Origin of the sequence: Saccharopolyspora soli (assembly GCF_022678645.1) — a bacterium.
GTDB lineage: Bacteria > Actinomycetota > Actinomycetes > Mycobacteriales > Pseudonocardiaceae > Saccharopolyspora > Saccharopolyspora soli.
In genome coordinates, this window is record NZ_JALBWV010000019.1 from 78590 (window position 1) to 101497 (window position 22908).

At 69.7% G+C, this 22908-nt stretch carries 23 protein-coding genes; 15 read left to right on the forward strand and 8 right to left on the reverse strand.

Features of this window, described 5'->3' with window-relative positions; all coding sequences use genetic code 11:
- Positions 1–18: 18 nt before the first annotated feature.
- From MOQ72_RS16555 to MOQ72_RS16570, 4 genes are all read right to left on the reverse strand, one after another.
- The gene (locus tag MOQ72_RS16555) at positions 19–471 is read right to left on the reverse strand and encodes a flavodoxin family protein (protein ID WP_242184516.1); all 453 of its coding nucleotides are present in this window, start codon (positions 469–471) and stop codon (positions 19–21) included.
- Between the two features lie 2 nt (positions 472–473).
- Positions 474–2111, reverse strand: a complete 1638-nt coding sequence (locus MOQ72_RS16560; RefSeq protein ID WP_242184517.1) for a phospho-sugar mutase — start codon at positions 2109–2111, stop codon at positions 474–476.
- A gap of 67 nt (positions 2112–2178) precedes the next feature.
- Positions 2179–2988 carry a purine-nucleoside phosphorylase gene (locus tag MOQ72_RS16565; protein WP_242184518.1) on the reverse strand — a complete coding sequence of 270 codons (810 nt, stop codon included), beginning with the start codon at positions 2986–2988 and terminating at the stop codon, positions 2179–2181.
- Between the two features lie 40 nt (positions 2989–3028).
- Complete coding sequence (locus MOQ72_RS16570; RefSeq protein WP_242184520.1) at positions 3029–3454, reverse strand: nuclear transport factor 2 family protein; 426 nt, start codon at positions 3452–3454, stop codon at positions 3029–3031.
- A 102-nt stretch (positions 3455–3556) separates the two neighbouring features.
- On the opposite strand from MOQ72_RS16570, the gene MOQ72_RS16575 reads away from it, so the two are divergent.
- Positions 3557–4144: a TetR/AcrR family transcriptional regulator gene (locus tag MOQ72_RS16575; RefSeq protein ID WP_242184523.1), complete on the forward strand. Its 588-nt coding sequence runs from the start codon at positions 3557–3559 to the stop codon at positions 4142–4144.
- Here the strand turns inward: MOQ72_RS16575 and MOQ72_RS16580 are convergent.
- Positions 4131–5813 carry a serine/threonine-protein kinase gene (locus MOQ72_RS16580; protein ID WP_242184525.1) on the reverse strand — a complete coding sequence of 561 codons (1683 nt, stop codon included), beginning with the start codon at positions 5811–5813 and terminating at the stop codon, positions 4131–4133. The two genes, MOQ72_RS16575 and MOQ72_RS16580, sit on opposite strands and share 14 nt — an antisense overlap.
- 451 nt (positions 5814–6264) lie before the next feature.
- Here MOQ72_RS16580 and mbhE point away from each other — a divergent pair, with 451 nt between their 5' ends.
- The 11 genes from mbhE to MOQ72_RS16635 all read left to right on the forward strand — a co-directional run bounded on the left by mbhE (position 6265) and on the right by MOQ72_RS16635 (position 17010).
- Positions 6265–8625, forward strand: a complete 2361-nt coding sequence (mbhE, locus tag MOQ72_RS16585) for a hydrogen gas-evolving membrane-bound hydrogenase subunit E (protein ID WP_277954179.1) — start codon at positions 6265–6267, stop codon at positions 8623–8625.
- The gene (locus tag MOQ72_RS16590) at positions 8622–9167 is read left to right on the forward strand and encodes an MnhB domain-containing protein (RefSeq protein ID WP_242184529.1); all 546 of its coding nucleotides are present in this window, start codon (positions 8622–8624) and stop codon (positions 9165–9167) included. The genes mbhE and MOQ72_RS16590 overlap by 4 nt, the downstream gene beginning before the upstream one ends.
- A 133-nt stretch (positions 9168–9300) precedes the next feature.
- The gene (locus MOQ72_RS16595; RefSeq protein ID WP_242184531.1) at positions 9301–9732 is read left to right on the forward strand and encodes a Na(+)/H(+) antiporter subunit C; all 432 of its coding nucleotides are present in this window, start codon (positions 9301–9303) and stop codon (positions 9730–9732) included.
- A gap of 205 nt (positions 9733–9937) precedes the next feature.
- Positions 9938–11473 carry a Na+/H+ antiporter subunit D gene (locus tag MOQ72_RS16600; RefSeq protein ID WP_242184534.1) on the forward strand — a complete coding sequence of 512 codons (1536 nt, stop codon included), beginning with the start codon at positions 9938–9940 and terminating at the stop codon, positions 11471–11473.
- Complete coding sequence (locus MOQ72_RS16605; RefSeq protein ID WP_242184536.1) at positions 11466–12002, forward strand: Na+/H+ antiporter subunit E; 537 nt, start codon at positions 11466–11468, stop codon at positions 12000–12002. The genes MOQ72_RS16600 and MOQ72_RS16605 overlap by 8 nt, the downstream gene beginning before the upstream one ends.
- A 2-nt stretch (positions 12003–12004) precedes the next feature.
- Positions 12005–12271, forward strand: a complete 267-nt coding sequence (locus MOQ72_RS16610) for an MrpF/PhaF family protein (protein ID WP_242184538.1) — start codon at positions 12005–12007, stop codon at positions 12269–12271.
- A complete protein-coding gene (gene mnhG / locus MOQ72_RS16615; RefSeq protein ID WP_242184540.1) occupies positions 12268–12615 on the forward strand; it encodes a monovalent cation/H(+) antiporter subunit G in 348 nt (115 codons plus the stop codon). The genes MOQ72_RS16610 and mnhG overlap by 4 nt, the downstream gene beginning before the upstream one ends.
- Before the next feature lie 139 nt (positions 12616–12754).
- Positions 12755–13018 (forward strand): hypothetical protein, encoded by a 264-nt coding sequence (locus MOQ72_RS16620; RefSeq protein ID WP_242184543.1) that lies wholly within the window; start codon positions 12755–12757, stop codon positions 13016–13018.
- 452 nt (positions 13019–13470) lie between these two features.
- Entirely contained in the window at positions 13471–14727 is a 1257-nt protein-coding gene (locus MOQ72_RS16625; protein WP_242184545.1) for a M20 family metallopeptidase, read from the forward strand.
- Positions 14728–14955: 228 nt separating this feature from the next.
- On the forward strand, positions 14956–16200 hold the full coding sequence (locus MOQ72_RS16630; protein WP_242184639.1) for a M20 family metallopeptidase: 1245 nt from the start codon (positions 14956–14958) through the stop codon (positions 16198–16200).
- 135 nt (positions 16201–16335) lie between these two features.
- Complete coding sequence (locus MOQ72_RS16635; protein WP_242184547.1) at positions 16336–17010, forward strand: hypothetical protein; 675 nt, start codon at positions 16336–16338, stop codon at positions 17008–17010.
- 11 nt (positions 17011–17021) lie between these two features.
- Here MOQ72_RS16635 and MOQ72_RS45195 read toward each other — a convergent pair whose 3' ends face one another.
- The gene (locus MOQ72_RS45195; protein ID WP_242184549.1) at positions 17022–18497 is read right to left on the reverse strand and encodes an FGGY-family carbohydrate kinase; all 1476 of its coding nucleotides are present in this window, start codon (positions 18495–18497) and stop codon (positions 17022–17024) included.
- Between the two features lie 158 nt (positions 18498–18655).
- Here MOQ72_RS45195 and MOQ72_RS16645 point away from each other — a divergent pair, with 158 nt between their 5' ends.
- Positions 18656–19369 carry an HAD family hydrolase gene (locus MOQ72_RS16645; protein WP_242184550.1) on the forward strand — a complete coding sequence of 238 codons (714 nt, stop codon included), beginning with the start codon at positions 18656–18658 and terminating at the stop codon, positions 19367–19369.
- Between the two features lie 34 nt (positions 19370–19403).
- Entirely contained in the window at positions 19404–20846 is a 1443-nt protein-coding gene (locus MOQ72_RS16650; protein WP_242184551.1) for an FGGY-family carbohydrate kinase, read from the forward strand.
- Here MOQ72_RS16650 and MOQ72_RS16655 read toward each other — a convergent pair whose 3' ends face one another.
- Positions 20847–21200: a nuclear transport factor 2 family protein gene (locus MOQ72_RS16655; RefSeq protein ID WP_242184552.1), complete on the reverse strand. Its 354-nt coding sequence runs from the start codon at positions 21198–21200 to the stop codon at positions 20847–20849. It lies immediately after the preceding gene.
- Positions 21170–21649 carry a hypothetical protein gene (locus MOQ72_RS45200; RefSeq protein WP_242184553.1) on the reverse strand — a complete coding sequence of 160 codons (480 nt, stop codon included), beginning with the start codon at positions 21647–21649 and terminating at the stop codon, positions 21170–21172. The genes MOQ72_RS16655 and MOQ72_RS45200 overlap by 31 nt, the downstream gene beginning before the upstream one ends.
- 275 nt (positions 21650–21924) lie before the next feature.
- Here MOQ72_RS45200 and MOQ72_RS16665 point away from each other — a divergent pair, with 275 nt between their 5' ends.
- A complete protein-coding gene (locus MOQ72_RS16665; protein ID WP_242184554.1) occupies positions 21925–22905 on the forward strand; it encodes a helix-turn-helix transcriptional regulator in 981 nt (326 codons plus the stop codon).
- Positions 22906–22908: the final 3 nt, after the last annotated feature.

The window sequence follows — 22908 nt, forward strand, 5'->3', positions numbered from 1 at the left end:
CCAGTGGGAACGTCGCGGTCAGGGCATCAGCCCGGCCGCGACGGTGGCGCCGAGTTCCCAGCACGCCTCCAGCGCGTCCTTGTCCGGTTGGCCGAGCACCGCGACCGGCTCGGCGACGAGTTGCCAGGACAGGCCGGTCGTGATCGACCGGATCGCCCGCAGCGCGCCTTCCACGCCTTCGTTGCCGTGCACGTAGCAGCCGTACGGCCGACCGGCGGTCGAATCCAGGCACGGGTAGTAGATCGTGTCGAAGAAGTGCTTGAGCGCACCGCTGATGTAACCGAGGTTGGCCGGGGTGCCGAGGAGGTAGCCGTCGGCATCGAGGACGTCACTGGCCGTGGCGCCCAACGCCGGTCGTCGCACCACTTCGACACCCTCGATCTCGTCGGTGGTGGCTCCTGCGACGACCTTTTCGAACATCGCCTGCATGCCCGGCGACGGGGTGTGGTGCACGATCAGCAGCCTCGGCATCGTCAGTCTCCTCGCACGAGTTCGGAAACCGCTTGCTCCAGCGTGGCGAGCCGGTCCGCGGCCCGCTGCTTGGCCGCCGCCAGCGAAAGCTCTCCGACCTGTTCGACGACCTGCAGGTAGCACTTGAGCTTGGGTTCGGTGCCGGAGGGGCGGATGACGACCCGAAGCCCACCCGCTCCGGTGATCACCAGCGCATCCGTGTCCGGCAGCAGGTCCGCAACGTCCACAGTGGTCCCAGCCAGCCTGGCCGGCGGCTTTGCGCGCAGTCGCCGCATGATTCGTGGTATCACGCTCAGATCCGTTACCCGCACCGAGACCTGACCGGTCCGATGCAGTCCGTGCACAGTGGACAGTTCGTCGAGCAGGTCCGGCAAGCCGCGTCCGGCCGCCTGCGCAGTGGCGGCGAGATCGCAGCTGAGCACGGCGGCGGAAATGCCGTCCTTGTCGCGCACCCAGTCCGGGTCGACGCAGTGCCCGAGGGCTTCCTCGTAGGCGTAGACCAACCCCGTCCCGGCGCCGTCACCGGCACGCACCAGCCACTTGAACCCGGTCAGCGTCTCGGCGTAGCGGACCCCGAACTCCGCGGCGATCGAACGCAGCATGGTGGCCGACACGATCGTCGTGGCCACCAGCGGATCTGGTGCCGCTCGGCGGTCCAGTGCGGAGAGGATGTGCTGGGCGAGCAGGACACCGGTCTCGTCGCCGCGCAGCATCCGCCAGGTGCCGTTCTCCGGCACGCCGAGCGCGCACCGGTCGGCGTCCGGGTCCAGCGCGATGGCCAGATCCGCGTCGATCTCGGCGGCCAGCTCCAACAGCGCGTCGGTCGCGCCCGGCTCCTCCGGGTTCGGGAAGCCGACGGTTGGGAAGTCCGGGTCCGGTTCCGCTTGGGACGCAACGAGATGCACGTCATCGAAACCTGCGCGGTGCAGTGCTCGCAGCAGCGGTTGCGCCCCGACACCGTGCAATGCCGTCGCCGCGATCCGCAGCGTGCGAGCGTCGCCGCGCGGCAAGGTGGCCACCCGCGCCAGGTAGTCGTCCAACGCGGACTCGTGGATCGACCAGCTTTCCTTGCGCGGCACCGAATTCGCGGCCGGTGTCGCGGCGATCGCGGCCTCGATCTCGGTGTCGGTCGGGCTCACCAGTTGGATGCCGCCCTGCAGGTACAGCTTGTAGCCGTTGTCCTGCGGCGGATTGTGCGAAGCGGTGATCTGGATACCAGCGACCGCGCGCAGCACGCGGCTGGCATGCGCGAGCACCGGCGTTGGCAGCGGCTCAGGCAGCACGCGCACGTCGAAACCGGCTGCTGCCAGCACCCCGGCTGCGTCAGCGGCGAAATCCTCCGAGCCGTGCCGCGCATCGCGACCGACCACGACGACACCGCCACTGTGACCGTGTTCGGTCAGCCAGGCCGCCAGGCCAGCCGTGGTGCGCACGACCACCGCGCGGTTCATCCCGTTCGCCCCCGCGCGCCCCGGTGCGCGCAGGCCCGCGGTCCCGAACTGCGGCATGCCGGACATCCGATCCGCGAGTTCCGCGTCATCGGCGTCGAGCAGCCGCCGCAGCTCGGCCTGACTCCGCGGATCGACGTCGTCGGCGATCCACTGCCGGGTCGCCTCGCGCAACCGCGCATCCAGCGTCACGCGGCCTCCGGTGTCTTGCGGGACACCCGCACCCGGTCGGCGTCGCGAGCGGGTGCGAAATCGTCACTCACGCAGCCTCCAGGAGGGAGCGCAGCAGTTTGCCCATCCGGCTCGCCGAAGCTCGACCGGCGTCGAGCACTTCCTGGTGGCTCAACGGTTGTCCGCTCAGCCCAGCCGCCAGGTTCGTCACCAGCGACAGCCCGAACACCTCGGCGCCTTTGGCGCGGGCCGCGATGGCTTCCAGCACCGTCGACATCCCGACCAGGTCGACGCCGAGCCCGCGCAGCATCCGGATTTCCGCCGGGGTCTCGAAGTGCGGACCGGGCAGCCCCGCGTACACGCCTTCCTCCAGCGTGGGATCGATGCCCCGGGCCAGGTTCCGCAGCCGCGGCGAGTACAGGTCGGTGAGGTCCACGAAGTTCGCGCCGACCAGCGGCGACCGCGCGGTCATGTTGACGTGGTCGCTGATCAGCACCGGCTGGCCCACCTGCATGCCTTCGCGCAACCCGCCAGCGGCGTTGGTGAGCACCACGGTCCGGCATCCGGCGGCGGCCGCGGTCCGCACGCCGTGCGCCACCGGCTCGATGCCCTTTCCCTCGTACAGGTGCGTCCGCCCGAGCATGACCAGCACCTGCTTGTCGCCCACCGGCACGGACCAGATCTTGCCGCTGTGCCCGATGGCGCCCGGTGCGGCGAAGCCCGGCAGGTCGGACATGCTCACCTCGGTCGCCGGTCGGCCGATCTCCTCGGCGGCGGGCTGCCAGCCGGAACCGAGCACCACCGCCAGGTCGTGGCGCGCGATGCCGGTGACCTCGGCGAGCTTGGTGGCGGCCGCGTTCGCGGCGGCGGACGGGTCGGAAGTCGTGGAAGGCGTCACGGCCGCGCAGCTTAGTCCTCGCAGGCCGAGCAACGCTGATTCAGCGGGGCAGGAGCGCGTCGAGGTCGCCCCTGGCCCTGGCGAAGGCGAAGTGGTCGACGTAGTCGCGCGAGGCGACGATCTGGCCGTCCCGCACCCGCAGCACGAACACGCAGGGCACGGCGAACGGGGTCCCGTCGTGCGCCGTGCCGTGGTACTCGAACTCGGCGACGACCACCTCGGGGTCGGTGGTCTGGTGCACTACCACGTTGCGGGCCTGGAAATCCTGCGCTGTTCGGGTCAAACCGGCGCGGAAGTGGGCGGCCAACTGTTCGCGACCGCGCAATGTCGGACCGCCGAGGGGGTCCATCGGGTGATCCACCACGGCGTCCGTCGCGTAGAGGTTCGGCAGGTCCTCGACCTGCCGGTGGGTCACGCCGTGCACGAGTTTTTCGAACACTTCGGTCGGGGTGGGGGCGTTGGACATGGCTGTCTCCTGCACGCTTGGTGGAGCACCGGGAAAGTTAACCGGAGCGACGACTCCGAATATATGGAGTCCTCACTCCGGTTGTCAACGAGCGGGGAGCCCGTGACCACACCGCAGCCAGCACCGGACCGTCCGCTGCGCGCCGACGCGCGCCGCAACCGGGAGCGCATCCTCGACGTCGCCGACGCGGTCTTCGGCGAAGCCGGGCAGGCCGCGTCCACCGAGGAGATCGCCCGTCGCGCCGGAGTCGGCATCGGCACCGTGTTCCGGCACTTCCCGACCAAGGAAGCGCTGCTGGAAGCGGTTTTCGTGCGGAGGCTGACGGGTTTGCGCGATCGCGCCGCGCAACAGCTCGACGCGCGTGATCCGGGGCAGGCGTTCTCGGACTTCTTCACGCTGGTGGTGCGCGACGCACCGGCGAAGCTCGCCATCGCCGGTGCCCTGGCGGACAGCGGCGCGAACCTGCGCACCGCCGTCCACGATGCGCACCAGGAGCTGCGGGCGGCCTTCGGCCGACTGCTGGAGCGGGCGCAAGCCGCCGGAGCGGTCCGCCGGGACGTCGAACTGGCCGAGGTCTACGCGCTGCTGATCGGCACTTCCCGCGCCGCAGCTGCCGCCGACGTCGATGATCGCGTGCTCACCGGGACCTTGCGGATCGTGTTCGACGGTCTGCGCGCTACTCGGTCTTGAGGCTTGGCAGCACCTGGTTGAGGAACGGTTCGGCGTTGGCGGCTTGGTCGCTCGGCACCGTGACGCGCACGACCCACAGGTCGTCGCCGCGGCCGATCAGCTCCGCTGTGGTGCTGCGCTGGCGCTGCGGGCCGGGTCCGCCGACCATCTTGTGCTCGGCGGTCGTGTAGCTGATCCGCTCCATGCGGTCGCCCTCGGAAAAGCTGTTCAACACCTGGATTTGGCCCCCGCCGCCCGCCGCGGACCGCCGGAGAGCTGCCTCGTAGTCCGAGATCTTGTTGCCAGCGCGGAAGAAATTGCCGTAGCGCTGCACGGCGATCTCCGTCGCGCCATCCGGCGACACGAACGACACGACCGAACTGTTGGCGATATCGGTGCGTTCACTGTGGAACAGCCGCCAGCCCGCATCGCTCGGCGCCAGGATGCTGAACTGGCCGCCGTTGGGAGCGGAGGTGTGCTTCGCTTCGTCTGTGTGCTCGATCAGGTTGAGCTTCGCCACCGGCTCACCGGGTTCGGCGCTCGCCGTCGGCCGCTCCGGCAGCAACGACCTACCGGCGAGCAGCCGGGTCGCCGCGAAACCACCGGCCAGCGCGGCGACGAAGAGCACGACCGCGGCGATACCGAGCGCCAGCACTGGCCACGGGGACCGGCGCGGTTGCGGTGGCGGCTCCCGCAGCGCGAACGGCGGCAAACCGGGATCGTGGGCCAGCGGGGCCGAGGCCGATTCGTACGCGGGCTGCTGCATGGGCGGCAGCGCATCCCGTTTCCGCACCTTCACCGTCGGCGCGTCCGGGTCCAGCAACATCGCGAACGGGCGCGCACCGGGTTCGGGCAACAGGTGCTGGATCCGGCGGCGCACGTCGGTGAGCGCCATCCGCTGCGCCGGATCCTTGACCATCAGGCCCCTGATGATCTCGCCGATCGGACCGGGCCGGGTGGCCACCGGCACCGGACCGCGCACCACCTCGGTGATGGTGGCCAGCGGATCGTCGTCCACGTCGTAGGGCGGTCGTCCCTCGGCGGCGGCGAACATCGTGGCGCCGAGCCCCCACAGGTCCGCGGCGGCGGTGACCCCTTCGCCCGCCGCGACCTCCGGCGCGATGAACGCCGGGGTGCCGAGCAGGATGCCGGTGCTGGTGATGGTGTGTTCGGCGATGTTGCGGGAGATGCCGAAGTCGCTGACCTTGATCCGGCCGTCGTCGCCGATCAGCACGTTGCCGGGCTTGACGTCGCGGTGCACGATGCCAGCCCGGTGCGCGGCCTCCAGCCCGGCGGCGACGCCGTCGGCGATCACCGCCAACTGGTGGTCGTCGAGCGCGCCGTGCTCGCCGAGGATCGTGGCGAGGCTCTGGGAGGGCACCAGTTCCATCACCACGAACGGTTCGCCAGCCTCCCGAGCCACGTCGTAGAGGGTCACGACGTTGGGGTGCGAGAGCACGGCGATGGCGCGGGCCTCCCGGAGCGCGCGTTCGCGCATCTCGGCGGCCTCTTCCTCCGGCATTCCCGGCGGCAGCTTGACCTCCTTGACGGCCACCGGTCGCCGCAGCAGTTCGTCGATGCCGGACCACACGGTGCCCATCGCACCGCCGCCGAGTTCGTGTTCCAGGCGGTACCGGTCGCCGATCAGCCGACCGGCGCCCGCGAGGGTGTCGTTGCTATCCGTGGGCACGACCACATTTTCCACGGTCGATCGGTCGCCCGAGTGCAGACCGAACAGGATCGTTGCTCAGCTGGGACGATTGCCGGTACCGCCGAACCGCTCAGCCAGCGGGCCCGCGATGGCGTTACCAGAAGTGAACTATCCCACGCGGACAGTCGCGGATCCGGGCGCCGTGATCCGGCCAAGGTCATTTCGCCGCAACGAAAAACGCCCTCCGAGCGGCGAATACGCCGATCACGCCGGATTGGCCGGGTCTGGTGCGTTTCGGATAAGTTGGGCACCGATCGGACCTCGCTGGACATCGGTGGCCCGAGCCTTCCTCAAGCCGATATTCGCAGCGGTCGTATTGCTGCGGCGCTTCCAGTCGCGGTGCGCCCGCGGGAGCGGCGGCGAACAATCCCGGTAGTCGGGTGTCGGCGGGTCCGCATGACCACGGCCAGTCGGCGTCGAGGAGGTGCCCTTGTTCGCGTTCGTGATCGTGCACCTGTTGGTGGCGCTGGCCCTACCGGTCCTCGCCCGGCGCAGCACCCGTGCCGCGTTCCTGACCGCTGCGCTTCCCCCTGCCGCGGCGCTGGTGTGGGTGTTGGCGCAGGCGCAGCCCGTGCTGACCGGGCAGGTGATCAGCGAGACGGTCGCGTGGGCGCCGTTGCTCGGGCTGGAGTTCAGCTTCCGGCTGGACCCGCTCGCGCTGCTGATGACCGTGCTGGTGGCGGGCATCGGTGCCCTCGTGCTGGTCTACTCCGACGCCTACTTCAGCCCCGGCAGCGGTGCCGCGAAGCGCTCCGCCCCGCTGCTGCTGGCCTTCGCGGGCGCGATGCTGGGGCTGGTCCTCGCCGACGATCTGATCACCGTCTACGTCTTCTGGGAACTGACCACGATCTGCTCGTTCCTGCTCGTCGGGCAGGCCGGGATCAGCCGCGAGTCGCGGCGCTCCGCGTTGCAGGCGCTGATGATCACCAGCCTGGGTGGGTTGGTGATGCTGCTCGGCTTCGTGGTGCTCGGCGAGTCCGCGGGCACTTACCGGATCTCCGAGCTGATCGCGAACCCGCCCGGTGGCACCGCGGTCGCGGTGGCCGCCGTGTTGATTCTGGTCGGAGCGTTCACCAAATCCGCGCAACTGCCGTTCCACAACTGGCTCCCGGCGGCGATGGTGGCGCCGACTCCGATCAGCGCCTACCTGCACGCCGCGTCGATGGTCAAGGCCGGGGTGTTCCTGGTGGCCCGACTGGGGCCGGTGTTCCTCGGGGTGCCGCAGTGGTGGCTGCCTGCGGTGGTGATCGGCCTGGCCACCATGCTGCTCGGCGGCTGGCGGGCCTTGCACGAGTGCGACCTGAAGAAGCTGCTCGCCTACGGCACGGTCAGCCAACTCGGCTTCCTGATGGTGCTTTTCGGCGCTGGTACCCGCACCGCCGCGATCGCCGGGGCCACGATGCTGTTGGCGCACGGCATGTTCAAGGCGACGCTATTCCTGGTCGTCGGCATCATCGACCACCAGACAGGCACCCGCGACATCCGCGAGCTGTCCGGGTTGGGCCGCCGGATGCCGTGGCTCGCGGCGATCTCGATCGCGGGCGCGGCGTCGATGGCTGGACTGCCCCCGATGCTCGGCTTCCTCGGCAAGGAAGCGGCGTTCAGCGCGTTCCTGGACGGTCGGCAGGGCGATCTGCTGGTCGATGCAGTGCTGGTGGTAGGCGCGATGTTGACCGTGGCCTACAGCGTCCGGGTGCTGTGGGGTGCCTTCGCGGACAAACCCGACCTGGCGCCGACCCATGCGAAGCCAGCTGGTGCCGAGGCACTGGTGCCGACCGCGTTGCCCGCGATAGCGGGCATCGCGCTGGGCGTCGGCTACCCGATCGCCGACGAGCTCGCGGGCGCCTACGCGAGCGCCTTCCCGTCCGGTCACGACCCGTACCACCTGGAACTCTGGCACGGCTGGACGGTGCCGTTGCTGTTGTCGGCGATCGCGGTGGCCGGTGGTGTGGCGCTGCACCTGAACCGAGTCCGTCTGACCGCGCTGTGGAAGCGACTGCCCCGGTTGTTCGACGCGCAGCGCGGCTACGAGCGGATCATGGCGTTGCTGGAACGGGTCGCGGTCGGCGTCACCGGTCGCCTGCAGGTGGGTTCGCTGCCGACTTACCTCGGCATCATCTTGCTGACCGTGCTGGCGATCCCCGGCTCGGCATTGGTGATCCGGGCCAGCGTGCCGGAGGATCTGCGCGCCTACGACTCCCTGTTGCAGATCCCGCTGGGCATCGTGGTGGTGGTCGCGGCGATGGCGGTGCTGCGCGCGCAACGGCGGCTGACCGCGGTGCTGCTGGTCGGCGTCGTCGGCTATGGCATCGGTGGTCTGTTCATCGTGGACGGTGGACCGGACCTGGCGTTGGCGCAATTCCTGGTCGAGACGTTGACGCTGGTGGCGTTCGTGCTCGTGCTGCGCCGACTGCCGGTGCGGTTCAACCAGACCGACACCGCGAAAGGTCTGCGGGTGCCCAAGGCGATCATCGCCGGTGCGGCCGGGGTGTTCATCTCGCTGGCGGCGGTCATCTTCAGCGCCGCCAGGCAGACGCCGTCGGAGGCCAGCGCGGACTTCATCGCCAACGCCGAGCACGGCGCCGGGGCGACCAATGTGGTCAACGCGATCATCGTCGACTTCCGCGCCTTCGACACGGTCGGCGAGATCGCCGTGCTCGCCGTCGCGGCCACCGGGGTCGCCAGCCTGATCCTGGCCGCCCGGCACGAACGCCGGAAACGCAGCACCCGGGTGACCCCGCCGATCCGCGTCAAGGCACTGGCCAAGCAGCAGGAGGAGGTGCGCGAATGACCTCGCCGACGAAACCCCGACCGTCCTGGACGAACTGGGACGCCCCGACCGAGCGCTGGCTGCTGTCCGGGTTCTGCCGGGACGCCAAGCAGCGCTCCGTGCTGCTGGAACTGGCCGCCCGGATCGTGTTCCCAACGGTGCTGGTGCTGTCCATCTACCTGCTGTTCGCCGGACACGACCGGGCCGGTGGCGGGTTCAGCGGCGGTCTGGTCGCCGGGCAGGCGTTCGTGCTGCGCTACTTGGCCGGTGGCCGGATGGACGACAGCGCGATCGTGTCCATGCGCCCGCCGGTGCTCATCGGCCTCGGACTGATCATCGCGACCGGTTCGGCGTTCGTGCCGCTGCTGTTCGGCGGGCAGCTCCTGGAGACCGCGATCTACAAGTTCACCGTGCCGCTGCTGGGCGAGCTCAAGTTCGTCACCAGCGTGCTGCTGGACAGCGGGGTGTACCTGCTGATCGTCGGCGTGGTGCTGGACCTGCTGCGCACCCTCGGCTCGGGCATCGAAGCCGACGCGGCCGCCGCGGCCAGGGGGCAACGATGACACCCCCTGTGTCAACCTCAGTCCTCCCGAACCGCAGCTCAGGGGAACGTGACGCAAGCCAGCCACAAGAAACCACGAAGCGGGAGATTGGGCGGGGCGCAACCACCACTGTGAAATGCGGGGAGGCGGACCAGTGACCATCAACCTGGCGATGGCGATCGTGCTCGCCGTGCTGTACTCGGTCGGGTTCTATCTGCTGATGCAGCGCTCGCTGATGCGCATCCTGCTGGGCATCGTGATCCTCGGGCACGGCTCGAACCTGCTGCTGCAGACCGCCGGTGGCCCGCCCGGCCGGGCCGCGATGATCGGCACCGCGACGCCGGGCGAGATGGCCGACCCGCTGCCGCAGGCGATGGCGCTGACCGCGATCGTGATCACCTTCGCGCTCACCACCTTCCTGCTGGCGCTGGCCTACCGGTCGTGGACGCTGCTCGGCCACGACGAGGTCCGCGACGACGTGGAGGACCGGCGCATCCAGCGGCTGGAACGCCGCCTGGCCGAATCCGAGGAGGACAGCACCGAAGAGCTGGCGAAGGCGGCGCGTGGATTGGATACGCAACGGTGACGTCAGGCAAGCGGCGTCAGCCGCTTTCAACCACCTGCGCAGCTGGCACCGCCGCGGGTTCTCAGGGGTCGTCTCGCGAGGACAGCCCCGACGCCGTGTATCGGACATACATAAGTCGGGGATCCCACAGCGAGACGGCGTCTGAGGTTCCGCTTCCTGCACCGCTACGCAAATCACGCCGCGCGGACATGAAGGAGGCGACACAGTGACGGTTCTGGTGGCTCTGCCTGTGCTGCTGCCTTTGGCCGCCGCCGGATTGTCGTTGGCGCTGGGGCGGTTCGCCGATCTCCAGCGTGCTCTCGGGCTCGTCGTGCTCGGCGGGATCATCGTCGACGCCGCAGTGCTGCTCTACGTCGCGGACCGCGACGGCCCGGTGGTGCTGCAGATGGGCGGCTGGCCCGCTCCGTTCGGGATCACCCTGGTCGCGGACCGGCTTTCGGCGCTGTTGCTGGTGGTTTCCTCGGTGGTGACCTTCGCGGTGCTGATCTACTCGATCGGCCAGCGCATCACCGACTACGGCCGGGAGCGCTCCAGCACCACGTTCCACCCGATGTACCTGATGCTGTGCGCGGGCGTGTCGCTGGCCTACCTCACCGGCGACCTGTTCAACCTGTTCGTCGCCTTCGAGATCATGCTGAGCTCGTCGTACGTGCTGATCACCCGGCGCACCACGGCCACTCGGGTGCGCGCGGGCATGACCTACACGATCGTCAGCCTGGCCTCCTCGCTGCTGTTCATCACGATGATCGCGCTGGTGTACGCCTCCACCGGCACGGTCAACCTGGCCGATCTGGGCGAGAAGGTGCACCAGCTGCCGGACGGGTTGCAGATCGCGCTGGCGCTGCTGGTGGTGATCGTGTTCGGGGTGAAGGCGGCGATGGTGCCGCTGCACTTCTGGCTGCCGGACAGCTATCCGACCGCGCCCGCGCCGGTCACCGCGGTGTTCGCCGGGCTGCTCACCAAGGTCGGCATCTACGCGCTGATCCGCACCCAGACGCTGGTGTTCAGCCACGCCGAGAGCTGGCACCTGATGCTGGGCATCGCGCTGGTCACCATGATCGTCGGCGCGCTGGGCGCGCTGGCCCAGAACGACCTCAACCGGCTGCTGTCGTTCCTGCTGGTCAGCCACATCGGCTACATGCTGTTCGGGCTCGGCGTCTACAACGTGGCCGGGCTGACCGGGGTGATCCTCTACGTGGTGCACCACATCACCGTGCAGGCCACGTTGTTCCTGGTCAGCGGGTTGATCACGCGGCACACCGGCACGGTCGCGCTGACCCGGATGGGCGGCTTGGCCAAGGCCGCGCCGCTGATCGCGGTGCTGTTCGCGCTGCCCGCCCTGAGCCTGGCCGGTGTGCCGCCGTTCTCCGGCTTCGTCGCCAAGCTGGCGCTGTTGCAGGCCGGTGTCGGCGCGGACACCTGGACCGCCTACGCGGTCACCGCAGGGGCGGTGCTGACCAGCCTGCTCACCCTCTACGCGATGGCGCGGGTGTGGACCAGGGCGTTCTGGGGCCAGGTCAAGGTCCCGGACCCGGACCCGGATCCGACCGACGAGCTGGTCGTCGGCACCGCCACGTCGAGTCGGCCGATGGTTGCCGCGACCGGGGTGCTGGTGGCCGCGAGCGTGGTGATCGCGGTGGTCGCCGGTCCGCTGGCCGCGGTCAGCGGGCGAGCGGCGAACGACCTGATGCACGGCCAGACGTACCGGAGCGCGGTGTTGGGAGGTGTCGCCAGTGAGTGAGATCAGCCGAGTGCTGCGACGGCTGCCGCTGGTGGCCTGGCTGACCCTGGTCTGGGTGCTGCTGTGGGGTTCCTTCGACCTCGGCACGCTGTTCTTCGGCCTGCTGATCGCGGTGCTGGTGACCACCGTGTTCCCGCTCCCGGCGATCAACACCGGCATCGTGCTGCGACCGCTGCGGTTCGCGCTGCTGGTCGGCTACCTGGCCTGGGACATGGTGATCTCGACCGCGCGGGTGGCCTGGCAGGCGGTGCGGCACGGGCCGAACGCGAAGTCGGGCATCGTCGCGGTTCGGCTGCGGACCGATTCCGACCACCTGACCGCGATGGTCGCCAACGCGGTGTCGCTGGCGCCGGGCAAGTTCGTGCTGCAGATCGACCGGGGCAACCGGCTTTGCTACGTCTACGTGCTCGGCATGCGACCGGACGACGTCGAATCGGTGCGGCGCGACGTGCTGGCCCTGGAGAAGCAGGTGGTGCGCGCGGTCGGGACGGCGAACGAGGTGTCGCTGGTGACCGGACGGGAGGGGTGAGCATGGCCTGGGTCTTCCTGGTGACGTTCGGTCTGCTGTGCGTGGCGGGTCTGCTGGTGGTCGTCCGGTTGCTGCGCGGGCGCAGCACCCTGGACCGGATCGTGTCGGTGGACGTGTTCGTCACCCTGGTCGTCGCCGCGACCTGCGTCGGCATGGGCTGGCAGGGGGACGGGTCGAACATCGCGCTGCTGGCCGCGTTCGCGCTGCTTGCCTTCATCGGCTCGGTCAGCGCGGCGCGGTTGATCGAGAAGAAGGAGCCGTACCGATGAGCTGGCTCGACGTGTTCTCCGCGGTGTGCCTGCTGGGCGGCGCGCTGTCCTGCCTGCTGGGTGCGATCGGCGTGCTGAGCTTCCCCGACGTGGCCGCCCGGCTGCAGGCGGCGACCAAGCCGCAGACCCTCGGGCTGATCCTGGTCCTGATCGGCACGGCGGTGCAGCTCGACTTCGTCTACGCCTCCGGGCTGATCCTGGTCGGCCTGTTCCAGATGCTCACCGCGCCGGTGTTGGCGCAGCTCGTCGGCCGGGCCGCGTACCGCGCGGACAACATCGACCGGGACACCTTGGTGATCGACGAGCTCGGTGACCGCATCGAGCGGGAGCGGTCGGTTCACTAGATTGGTACTGGCACTGCGCCGATCCGGCGGAACTCGAAGATCCTGGTCACTCTCGGCGTTGCATATGATCAAATAGACCGGTACGAGTGACCTCCGAAGTGTCGTCGATGGACGCGGTGCAGAAGGATGTGGAGCCAACATGTGGCGGACCGGCCGCGTGCTCGCTGGCCTTGCGATCGCGTTGTTCCTCCTGCTGACGCCGCCAGCCGTGGCCAGCGGAGCCGTCGACACCGCGGTGGAGGTGGTGGCGCAGCAACCGAACCCGACCCCGCCCGCGCAACCGGCGGCCGACGAGCGGCAGCGGCTCGCGATCGGCGTCACGGGGGTAGTGCTGATCGGCTTGGTGCTGTTATCCCGCAAGGCGAGAAAGAAGCCGGTCTTCTTTGTCAAGCGCAAAAAGTAGCAAGCGAAGTAAAACCGGCGTGCTGGTCGGTTCTTTGCGGAATTATTTCGGTGCCAATTCTCGTCATGGACTAGACCTAGCGCCGAACCTGTGGGATTTTCACAACTGACTGCGTGCGCGCATCGCTCCCCGGTAGGAGGAACGACGACGTCAGCGCACCTGCGACGGGGTATCAAGCCCCCACAGACGTGGGCTGGCACCGGGAAGCCCCCCGACCGGTGCCAGCCCACACCCTTGTTCACCGGCTGTCGCAGTGCGGTCCACCAGGTCGGTGCTCGCCGATCCAAGACAATTCCTCGGTGCGGAATTCTGCGCACCGCGTCGGTCGAACTCCAATTCTTCGGTTCCGCTGAATCGCGACCACCCGTTCGTCGCAGTGCGCCGACCGGTGGGCTCCCGATCGTGCAGCGCCCGCCGCGGCCCCGAAGCCGATGATGCAGGATGGGGCGCAAATGAGTGCCACCCCGTTCGTGCCCCGCGACGACCGTTCCACCGCAGTGCGAGCCCACTGCCGTGCCTCGGTGCAGCGCCACGAACCGGAGTTGGTCGAGCTGTCCCGCAGCATCCATGCCGACCCCGAACTGTCGTTCGCCGAACACCGCAGCGCCGCCAAGGTCGCGGGATTGCTGGCCCGGCACGGCTTCGCGGTGCGAACCCCGGTCGCCGACCTCGACACGGCGCTCGTCGCCGAATCCGGCACCGGTGAGCTGGTCGTCGGGATCTGCGCGGAATACGACGCGCTGCCCGAGATCGGGCACGCCTGCGGGCACAACATCATCGCCGCGGCCGGAGTGGGTGCCGCGCTCGCACTGGCGGAGATCGCCGACGACGTGGGCATCACGGTGCGGTTGATCGGCACCCCGGCCGAGGAAACCGGCGGCGGCAAGGTGCTGATGTTGCAGCGCGGTGCCTTCGACGACGTCGCGCTGGCGATGATGGTGCACCCGGGTCCGCAGGAGATCTGCCGCCCGACTTCGCTCGCCATAACTGACCTCGAAGTCCGCTACACCGGCCGTGCGTCGCACGCCGCCTCGGCCCCGCAGCTCGGCCGCAACGCGGCCGATGCCCTGACGGTCGCGCAGGTCGCCATCGGACTGTTGCGCCAGCACCTAGAACCCCATCAGATGGTGCACGGTATTGTTACCGCAGGTGGCGCGGCGCCGAACATCGTTCCCGCGCACACTGCGGCGGTCTACAACCTGCGTGCTGCCCAAGCGCGCTCCCTCCAGGGCCTGGAGAACCGGATTCGGGCCTGTTTCGAGGCGGGTGCGACGGCAACCGGATGTGAGCACGACGTCGTGCAGATCTCCCCGGTCTACGCGGAGCTGAACCCCGACGGCTGGCTGTCGGAGGCGTACCGCCGGGCGATCACCGAGCTCGGGCGCGAACCGCTCGACCGGGGCGAAGAGCAGGGCCAGGTCATCGGCAGCACCGATATGGGCAACGTGACCCAAACCCTGCCCGCGATCCATCCGATGATCGCGGTGGACTGCGGCGACGCGGTCAACCACCAGGCGGAGTTCGCCGCTGCTTGCGCGACCCCGGCCGCGGATCGCGCGGTGCTGGACGGGGCGGTGGCGATGGCCTGGACCGCGGTGGCTGCGGCGTTGGACGGCGCGCAACGCGATCGCCTGCTGGCAGCGGCGCGCGACCGATCCGGTCGGAGTTCGTCGGAAGAGTTCTGCACGTCGGGGAGGCCGCATGAGTGACGATCTCGCGTCGCGCTCAGGTAGCCGACCGGGTGCGGGTGTTTCGCAAGACGCTGGAGGCGTGGCGTGACCGTAGTGGATTCTCGTGGCTCGGATCCGAGCCAGTCCTCGAACGGTGGTTCGGCGGTGGAAGACGCGGACTGGGATGCGGCGGAACGTTCCGCCGTCGCCCAAGGCGCCCTCGTCGCGGCGGGGGTGGACGGGCCGAGCGCGCCCATCGGCAGCACCATGTCCAGCGTGGCGTCCAGTATCGGGTCCGGTGTGGAATCTGCGGTGGCAGATCCCGGTGCCGGTCGTGGACCGTCCTGGTTGGATGCCTGGTTGGACGCGAATGCGCATCGGGTGGTGGCCTGGCGGCGGCACATCCACGCCTACCCCGAACTTTCTCGCGCGGAACACGAGACCACCGCGTTCCTCGCGGAGCGGCTGACCAGGGCCGGTCTGCGCCCGCGGATCCTGCCGGTGGGCACCGGGCTCGTGTGCGACATCGACGGCGACGGGCGACCCGGCCAACGCACCGTGGCGCTGCGGGCCGACATCGACGCCCTGCCGCTGCAGGAAACGACCGCACTGCCCTACGCGTCCACAGTGGACGGAGTCGCGCACGCCTGCGGGCACGATGCGCACACCACGATCGTGCTGGGTGCGGCGCTGGCGCTGGCCGCCGCGCCGAGCCTGCCCGGCCGCGTGCGGCTGATCTTCCAACCGGCCGAGGAAGTGATGCCCGGCGGTGCCTTGGACGTGCTGGCGGCCGGTGCGCTCGAAGGCGTGGACCGGATCTTCGGGCTGCACTGCGACCCGCGGCTGCCGGTCGGCCAGCTCGGCACTCGGGTCGGGGCCATCACCTCGGCCAGCGACCTGCTGGAACTCCGGCTGAGCTCGCCCGGCGGACACACCTCGCGCCCGCATCTGACGGCTGATCTGGTGCACGCGCTGGGCACCGTCATCACAGGCCTGCCGACGCTGCTGTCGCGCCGGGTCGATCCGCGCACCGGAACCGTGTTGACCTGGGGCGCGGTGCACGCGGGCGAGGCGCCGAACGCCATCCCGCAGAACGGTGTGCTCACCGGGACGCTGCGCACCGGTGATCGCGGCACCTGGGCGAAGCTGGAGCCGCTGGTGCACGAACTCGTGCAGAGCATGCTCTCGCCGCTGGGCGTCGGGTTCGACCTGCAGCACCGGCGCGGTGTGCCACCGGTGGTCAACGACACGACGAGCACCGAGCTGTTCCGGGCCGGGATCGCGGCAGGGCTCGGCGACGAGGCCCTGACCAGCACCTCGCAGTCGTCCGGTGGTGAGGACTTCGGCTGGTACCTGGAGCACGTGCCGGGTTCGTTCGCGCGGCTGGGCGTGCATTCCGGCGTGGGTCGGGTCAGGGACCTGCACCAGCCGACGTTCTCGCTGGACGAGCGGGCGCTGTTCGTCGGCATCCGAGCGATGGTGCACACCGCGCTGACCAGCTTGCAGCACTGAGCGGGCACGTTTGCGCAGGTAGGTGACTGTGCGCATGGCGAGAGCGGTGCGCACGAGTTCGCCCTGGTTCCATCCGATCGAGGTGTATCCAGCGGTAGCTGTATCTGTTCGCGGGGTTGCCGTCTCTATTAGGGCATGACCGCGAACATCATTTGCCCCGAAGTGCCACCGCTGGTGGCCGCCCAGCACGACGATCCCGGCCGATGGCCGCAGCCATCGCTGCACGGTGCGATGACGCGCGGCGACGCCGAACGGTTGCTCGGCTGCGCCGAGCTCGCCGCGGGTCTCGCCGAAGAACGGTGGGTCGAACCCTGGTTCGGCGTTGTCGTCCCGGCCGCCCGCGCCCAAGACCCGCTGACCCGAGCGGCGGCAGCGCTGCTGCGCGCCGGGCCGTACTCGGTGCTGTCCGGTGCGACCGCTGCGGCGATGCACGGCTGCGGCTCCGGCTCCGACGACGTCGTGCACGTGACGATTCCCTACCACCGCGAACTCCGCTCCCAGCCGGATCTCGTCATCCACCAGGCGTGGATCAGGGAGTGCGATGTGGTCGAACTGGACGGGTTGCGCACCCAGGCGTTGGACGTCGCCATCGCCGAGTTGCTGTGCACCGGTCCGCAGCGGCCCGCTCTGGACTGCCTGGAGCAGGCGCTCGCGCAGCTCGGCGACAGCGCCGAGCGGTTCCGCGCGATCGTCGGGGAACGCCTCGCCCGCCGTCGAGATCGCCGGGGCACGCGGCAGGCGGCCGCGCTGCTCCAACTGGCCTGGTCAAAACCGCAGTGCGACGAGCTGGTCGGTGGAGGTGTGCGATGAGCGCCCGAACGTCAGTCCGCCCGCCGGAACCAGCCCGCGCTCTGGGCGGATTCGCGAATCTGGACGAACCGCGCGTAGGCATCGTCGTAGTAGGCGCGATTGGTCTCGACGGGTGGCAGCGGATCCGACGTCCCGACCAGTTCGCGCGCCACGTCGGTGATGTCGCGACCCGTCAGCAGCGCGTGCGCGGTCACCGCGGCGCCCCTGGCACCTGCCTGTTCGTCGGTGGTGCGGACGACCGGCAGTCCGGTCACGTCCGCGATCACCTGGCGCCACAGCGGACTGGCCGAACCTCCGCCGGTGACCCGCAGCTCGGTGGGCTGCGCGGTGCTGGCCCGCAGGCAGTCCCGGATCACCAGGGCCAGCCCTTCCAGGCAGGCCCGTGCGATCTCGGCCGGACCGTGCTCCAGGCTCAGGCCGTGCAGGCTCCCGCGGGCGGCCGGGTCGTAGAACGGCGCGCGTTCCCCGCCGAGCGAGAGGTACGGCAGCAACAACAGGTCCTTGCTGCCCGGCTCGGCCTGTTCGGCGAGCTCGGTGAGGTCTTCCGGATTGGGCAGGCCGAGCACCCGGCAGGTCCACTCCACGACCTCGGTACCGGCCAGCGTGGCGCTGGCGAGCATCCAGCGGCCGGGCATCGGGGTGCGCAGGGACATCCCGACCGGGGTGCGCTCCAGTCGGGGGCTGTCGCTGATCACCTCGGTGCAGATGGTGGTGCCCAGGATCGTGCACGCCTGGCCGGGCTCGGTCACACCCGCACCGATGGCTGTCGAGATCACGTCGTAGGCGCCCAACACGACCGGTGTGCCCTCGGGAACTCCCAGCCGCTCGGCGGCCGACCCGAGCAGCGGCGCGATCCGCTGCTGGCCGTCGACGGCTTCGGGCAGCAGCCGCCGGGCCCAGTCCAGGCCGAGTTCGGTGAGCACCGCGGCGGAGTACTGGCCGGTCCGCGCGTCGAGGAAGGGGTTCGATGCCTCCGAGACGTCCCAGGCCAGCTGCCCGGTCAAGCAGTGGAACAGCCAACCACCGCAGGTCAGCACCTTCGCGGCGGCGTCGATGCGGGCCGGTTCGTGCTCGGCGAGCCAGCTGAGCTGCGCGTGCGGCAGCCCGGCGAAGCCGACCGAACCGTTGATCTTGAAAAGGTCGGCGAGCAGCCCGGAATCGGCCCAGTTCGCGACGATCGCCGAGGCTCGGGAGTCGTTCCACAGCAGTGCGGGACCGGTGGGGCGACCAGCGGCATCGACGAGCCAGCACCCGTCGCCCTGCGCGGTGATGGCCAACGCGGACACATCAGCACCCAGTCGGCTGACGAGTTCGGCGACCGTGTCCGCGACGGCCGACCAGACGTCGAGCATGTCCTGCTCGGCCCAGCCGGGGCGGGGGTGCTCGACCCTGGTCGGGCGGCTGGCGACCGCGAGTTCGGTGCCGTCCGCCGCGTAGCCGACGCTCTTCACCACGGAGGTACCGGCGTCGATGCCGATGGTGATCACGGGCGTTCCCTCCTGATCCCGCCTGGCTGGTCGGCGCGATCGATCCGCACCAGCAATATCACAGCATTGAGTGTTAAAAATTTCAAGATGAGTGTTATGTTTGCACTGGGATGTGACATCACGGTCCCGGTTGTGGACCACCACCGGAAGGACGCGACGTGCCCGCCCAACCCCGCTCCAACTCGGGAGCCGACCGGATCGACCTCGTGCTGCTCGACGTCGGCGGCCCCATCTACGACGACACGGCCTACCGCGACGCGCTGCTGCGAGCCGCGCGCGAACTGGCCGCCGAAGACGGCCGAAACGTCGACGAAGCCGAGTTCCAGCAGGTCTACGACGAGCGCCGCCAAGCCCAGGGCGGGTCCCTGCGCACCGCGATCGCCGAGCGTTTCCTGACGGCGCAGGACCGGCAACGGCTCTCCGAGCGCGCCGAGCGCTACTGGGAGTACCCGCCATCGGCCCTGCACTCCGACGTGTTGCCGACGCTGCGACAGCTCGCCGGGCGTTACAAGCTCGCGATCGTGGCCAACCAGCGGGCGGTGGTGGTGGAAGCGTTGCGCCGCGACGGCGTGGCCGACTACATCGACATCTGGGCGGTCTCGGAGGTGGTCGGCGCGGAGAAGCCGGACCCGCGGATCTTCCAGCACGCCCTGCGGGAAGCGGGCGTCGAGCCGAAGAACGCGGTGCACGTCGGCAACCGGCTGGACACCGACGTGCGCGGCGCCCATCACGTCGGCCTGCGCACGGTGTGGGTGGTGCGTGGCGAAGCGCCGCCCGAACCCACCCCGGAGCAGCTCGCCGAGCCCGATGTCGCGGTGTTCTCGCTCGCCGAGCTGCCCACCGCGCTGGAGAAGTTGCAGGAGGCCGAATGAGCGAAGGGCTCGCGAAAGCGCTGGAGGCTGACCGATGAACGGGCTCGTTGCTGGCGTCGACGTCGCGACCGCGAACGTCCGGGTGCAGGTCCACGATCCGGCGGGAGCGGTGGTGGCCGCGGCGTCCCGGCCGTTGCCGCAACCGGTGCGCTCGACGGGTGGCCGCTCCGAACAGGACGCCAGCAGTTGGTGGCCAGCGGTTCGGGACTGCCTGGCCGAGTGCACAACGGCTTTGGGGCCGCGCAGCACCGAGATCGGTTCGCTGGCGATCTCGGCGACATCGGGCACGGTCGTTGTGGTCGACGGCAACGGCGAGCCGCTCACCGCAGCGCTGATGTACGACGACCGGCGTGCCGAAGCGGAAGCCCGAACCGCCGCCGAGGTGGGTGCGAGCCGCTGGCAACGCACCGGCATCACCCCGTCGGCGGGCTCCGGGTTGGCCCGGATCGGTTGGTTGGCACGGCACCTCCCGGACGGCGCCGCGCTGGTGTGCCACACCCCGGATCTCCTCGCCTGGAAGCTCGTCGGACACCCGGTCGCCACCGACTCCAGCCATGCGCTCAAAAGCGGCTACGACGCCGTGGAAGGCGAGTGGGCGACCGAGGTCTTCGAAGCTCTGGGCGTGCCGGATCGACTGCTACCGGAGGTCGTACGACCAACTGCGGTGCTGGGCACGGTCTCCGCGACGGCCGCCGCGGAGACCGGCCTGCCGATCGGCTGCGAAGTGCGTGCGGGCATGACCGACGGCTGCGCTGGTCAGCTGGCGTGCGGGGCTGTCGACATCGGACAGTTCGTGACCGTCCTCGGGACGACACTGGTGTTGAAGGGAGTCGCCAAGGAACTCGTGCACGACCCGGCTGGCGCGGTGTACAGCCACCTGCACCCGGACGGCATGTGGCTGCCGGGCGGTGCTGCCAACATCGGCGGCTCCGCGCTGTCCGATGTGGACACCGCGGAACTACCGCGACTGGACGCGGCGGCCACCGCGCGGGGCCCGGCCAGCGTGGTCAACTACCCGCTGCGCGGCGAGGGGGAGCGATTCCCGTTCCTCGCCGAACACGCCACGCGGTTCGTGCTCGGCGAGCCCGCAGACCAGATCGACGAATACCGCTCCCGCCTCGAAGGCGTCGCCTTCTGCGAGCGGCTCGCGCTGGAGCGGCTGGCCCAACTCGGTGCACCAGCCGAAGGCTCGGTGCGCACCGCGGGCGGCGGGGCCCGCAGTGTCGACTGGTGTCGGATCCGAGCCTCGGTGCTGGACCGGCCGGTGCTGCGAGTCCAGGGGGCGGGCACGGCACTGGGCGCCGCCCTGCTGGCCGCCAGCGGCTCGGTCCACCCGGACCTGAGCACAGCCGCGGCGGCGATGGTGCCCAACGCCGAACTCGTTGAACCGGTGCGCCCAGAGGTGTCCCAACTGGACGACAGCTACCAGCGCTTCCTCGGCGAACTACGTGACAGGGGCTGGATCTCCGGAGCTTGATCAGGAACCCCCGGGCCGCTCGGAGAGGGCCTCGGCAACGGTGAGGCTGTCTTCGTAAACGGCGTAACGGGTGATCAGGCCGTCCTCGACGGTCAGGTGCAACGCGCACAGCGCGGTGTAGGGCCTGCCGGTGGCCTTCACGGTCTGCCGGATGTCGCCGAGCACGACCGCGTCCGCGCCATCGACGAGGATCCGGGAAGCCGATCCCGCCGCCTTCTCGGGCACGTGGCAGTCGGCGATCGCGCGGAAGTGGTCGGCGACCTCGGCTCGGGTCGATCGCGGCCGGATCCACGGCACCGCCGGATGACCGCCGACCGGCCAGTTCAGCACCCAGTCGACGTCCTCGGCGAACACCGCGGCGATCCGGTCCGGATCTCCCTCGCCGAGTCGGCGGAGGAAGTCCACCGCGGTGGAGCGGTGCTCGCGCCCTCGGACGGCACGGTGAACTGGTGGTCGGACCGGATGCGTCCGTCCTCGTCGAGAACCACGAAGACGCGCCCGGTCCAGGCGATGTCGCCGCCGCCGTCGGCGGGGACCATGTGCGTGGTGAAAGCGATCGTGTCGTGGTGCCCGGTCGCGTCGTCGGCGGACCGGAAGACGAAACCCGCAGCCCGCACCAACTGGTCGTGGGCCTCGGTGATCCGCGCCTCCAACTCTTGGTGACCGTGGTACTGGGCCGACTCGGTCACCTCGACGCCGTCCGCATCCCACAGCGCGGCGATGGTATTGCGCCTGGCCACCGGGTCGGGCTCGTTCCACACCGCGACGTAGCGCTCGACGAATCGATTGATGTCGATGTTCATGGGCCGGACGCTAACCAGACTTCCCTGACACCTCCTGTCAGTGCTTGTCTTTGTTCTTGTTTTTGAAGCGGCGCAGCCGCTTAGCCCACGTACGCCACTTGCAACGCTGCCGGTTCTCAGCCGTCGTGTCGGGAGGACAGCCTCGACGTGGTGTATTGGCGTACATGATGTCGGGGATCCCGGACCGAGACGGCGTCTGAGGTTCCGCCACCCGCACCGCCACGCAAAACGAGTTCGAAGACAGGCTGTCAGTGGAGCTCGGCAGACTCCGACCTATGCGTGCGAGTCGGTTGGTATCGATCCTGTTGCTGCTGCAGACGCGAGGGCGGATGACGGCGCAGGAACTGGCCGACGCGTTGGAGGTTTCGGTGCGCACCGTCTATCGGGACGTGGAATCCCTGAGCGCGGCAGGTGTGCCGCTGTACGGCGAGCCAGGGCACGCGGGCGGCTACCGGCTGCTCGACGGATTCCGCACCCGGCTGACCGGGCTGACCACCGGCGAGGCCGAATCGCTGTTCCTGACCGGGCTGCCCACGGCGGCCGACGACCTCGGGTTGGGCGCCGTCGTCACCGCGACCCAGCTCAAGCTCATGGCCGCCCTGCCCGCCGAACTGCGCGACCGGGCCGGGCGGATCGCCGAGCGGTTCCACCTGGACGCCCCGGCTTGGTACCCGGACGCCGACCACACCCCGCACCTGACCGAGGTCGCGGAAGCGGTGTGGCACAACCGCGCCATTCGGATGCGCTACCTGCGCTGGGCCGAACCCCGCGAAACGATCCGGACCGCGCAGCCGTACGGGCTGGTGCTCAAAGCAGGTCACTGGTATCTCGTGGCTGGGCCTGCGGAACAGATCCGCACCTATCGCATCTCCCGGATCGTCGACCTGCACGTCCTCGACGAGCACTTCGTCCGACCGGACGGGTTCGACCTGGCCACCCACTGGCAGAACTACCTGGCGCACTTCGACGCGCGACGCCACCGGAGCACGGCAACCATCCGGCTGTCCCCGAGCGGCTTCGACCGGTTTCCGCACTTCATGGAGGCAACCGTGGTCGAGCGAGCCCGGCGAACCGCGACATCCCCCGACGCCGATGGTTGGACCCGAGTGGCGATCCCCATCGCGTCCGTCGACCAAGCGCTCCCCGAACTCCTCAAACTCGGCGCCGACGCCGAAATCCTCGCCCCGACCGAACTCCGCGAACGCCTCACCGCGACGCTCAACGGCCTGAGCCGCATCTACCGCACAGCATCCTGAACC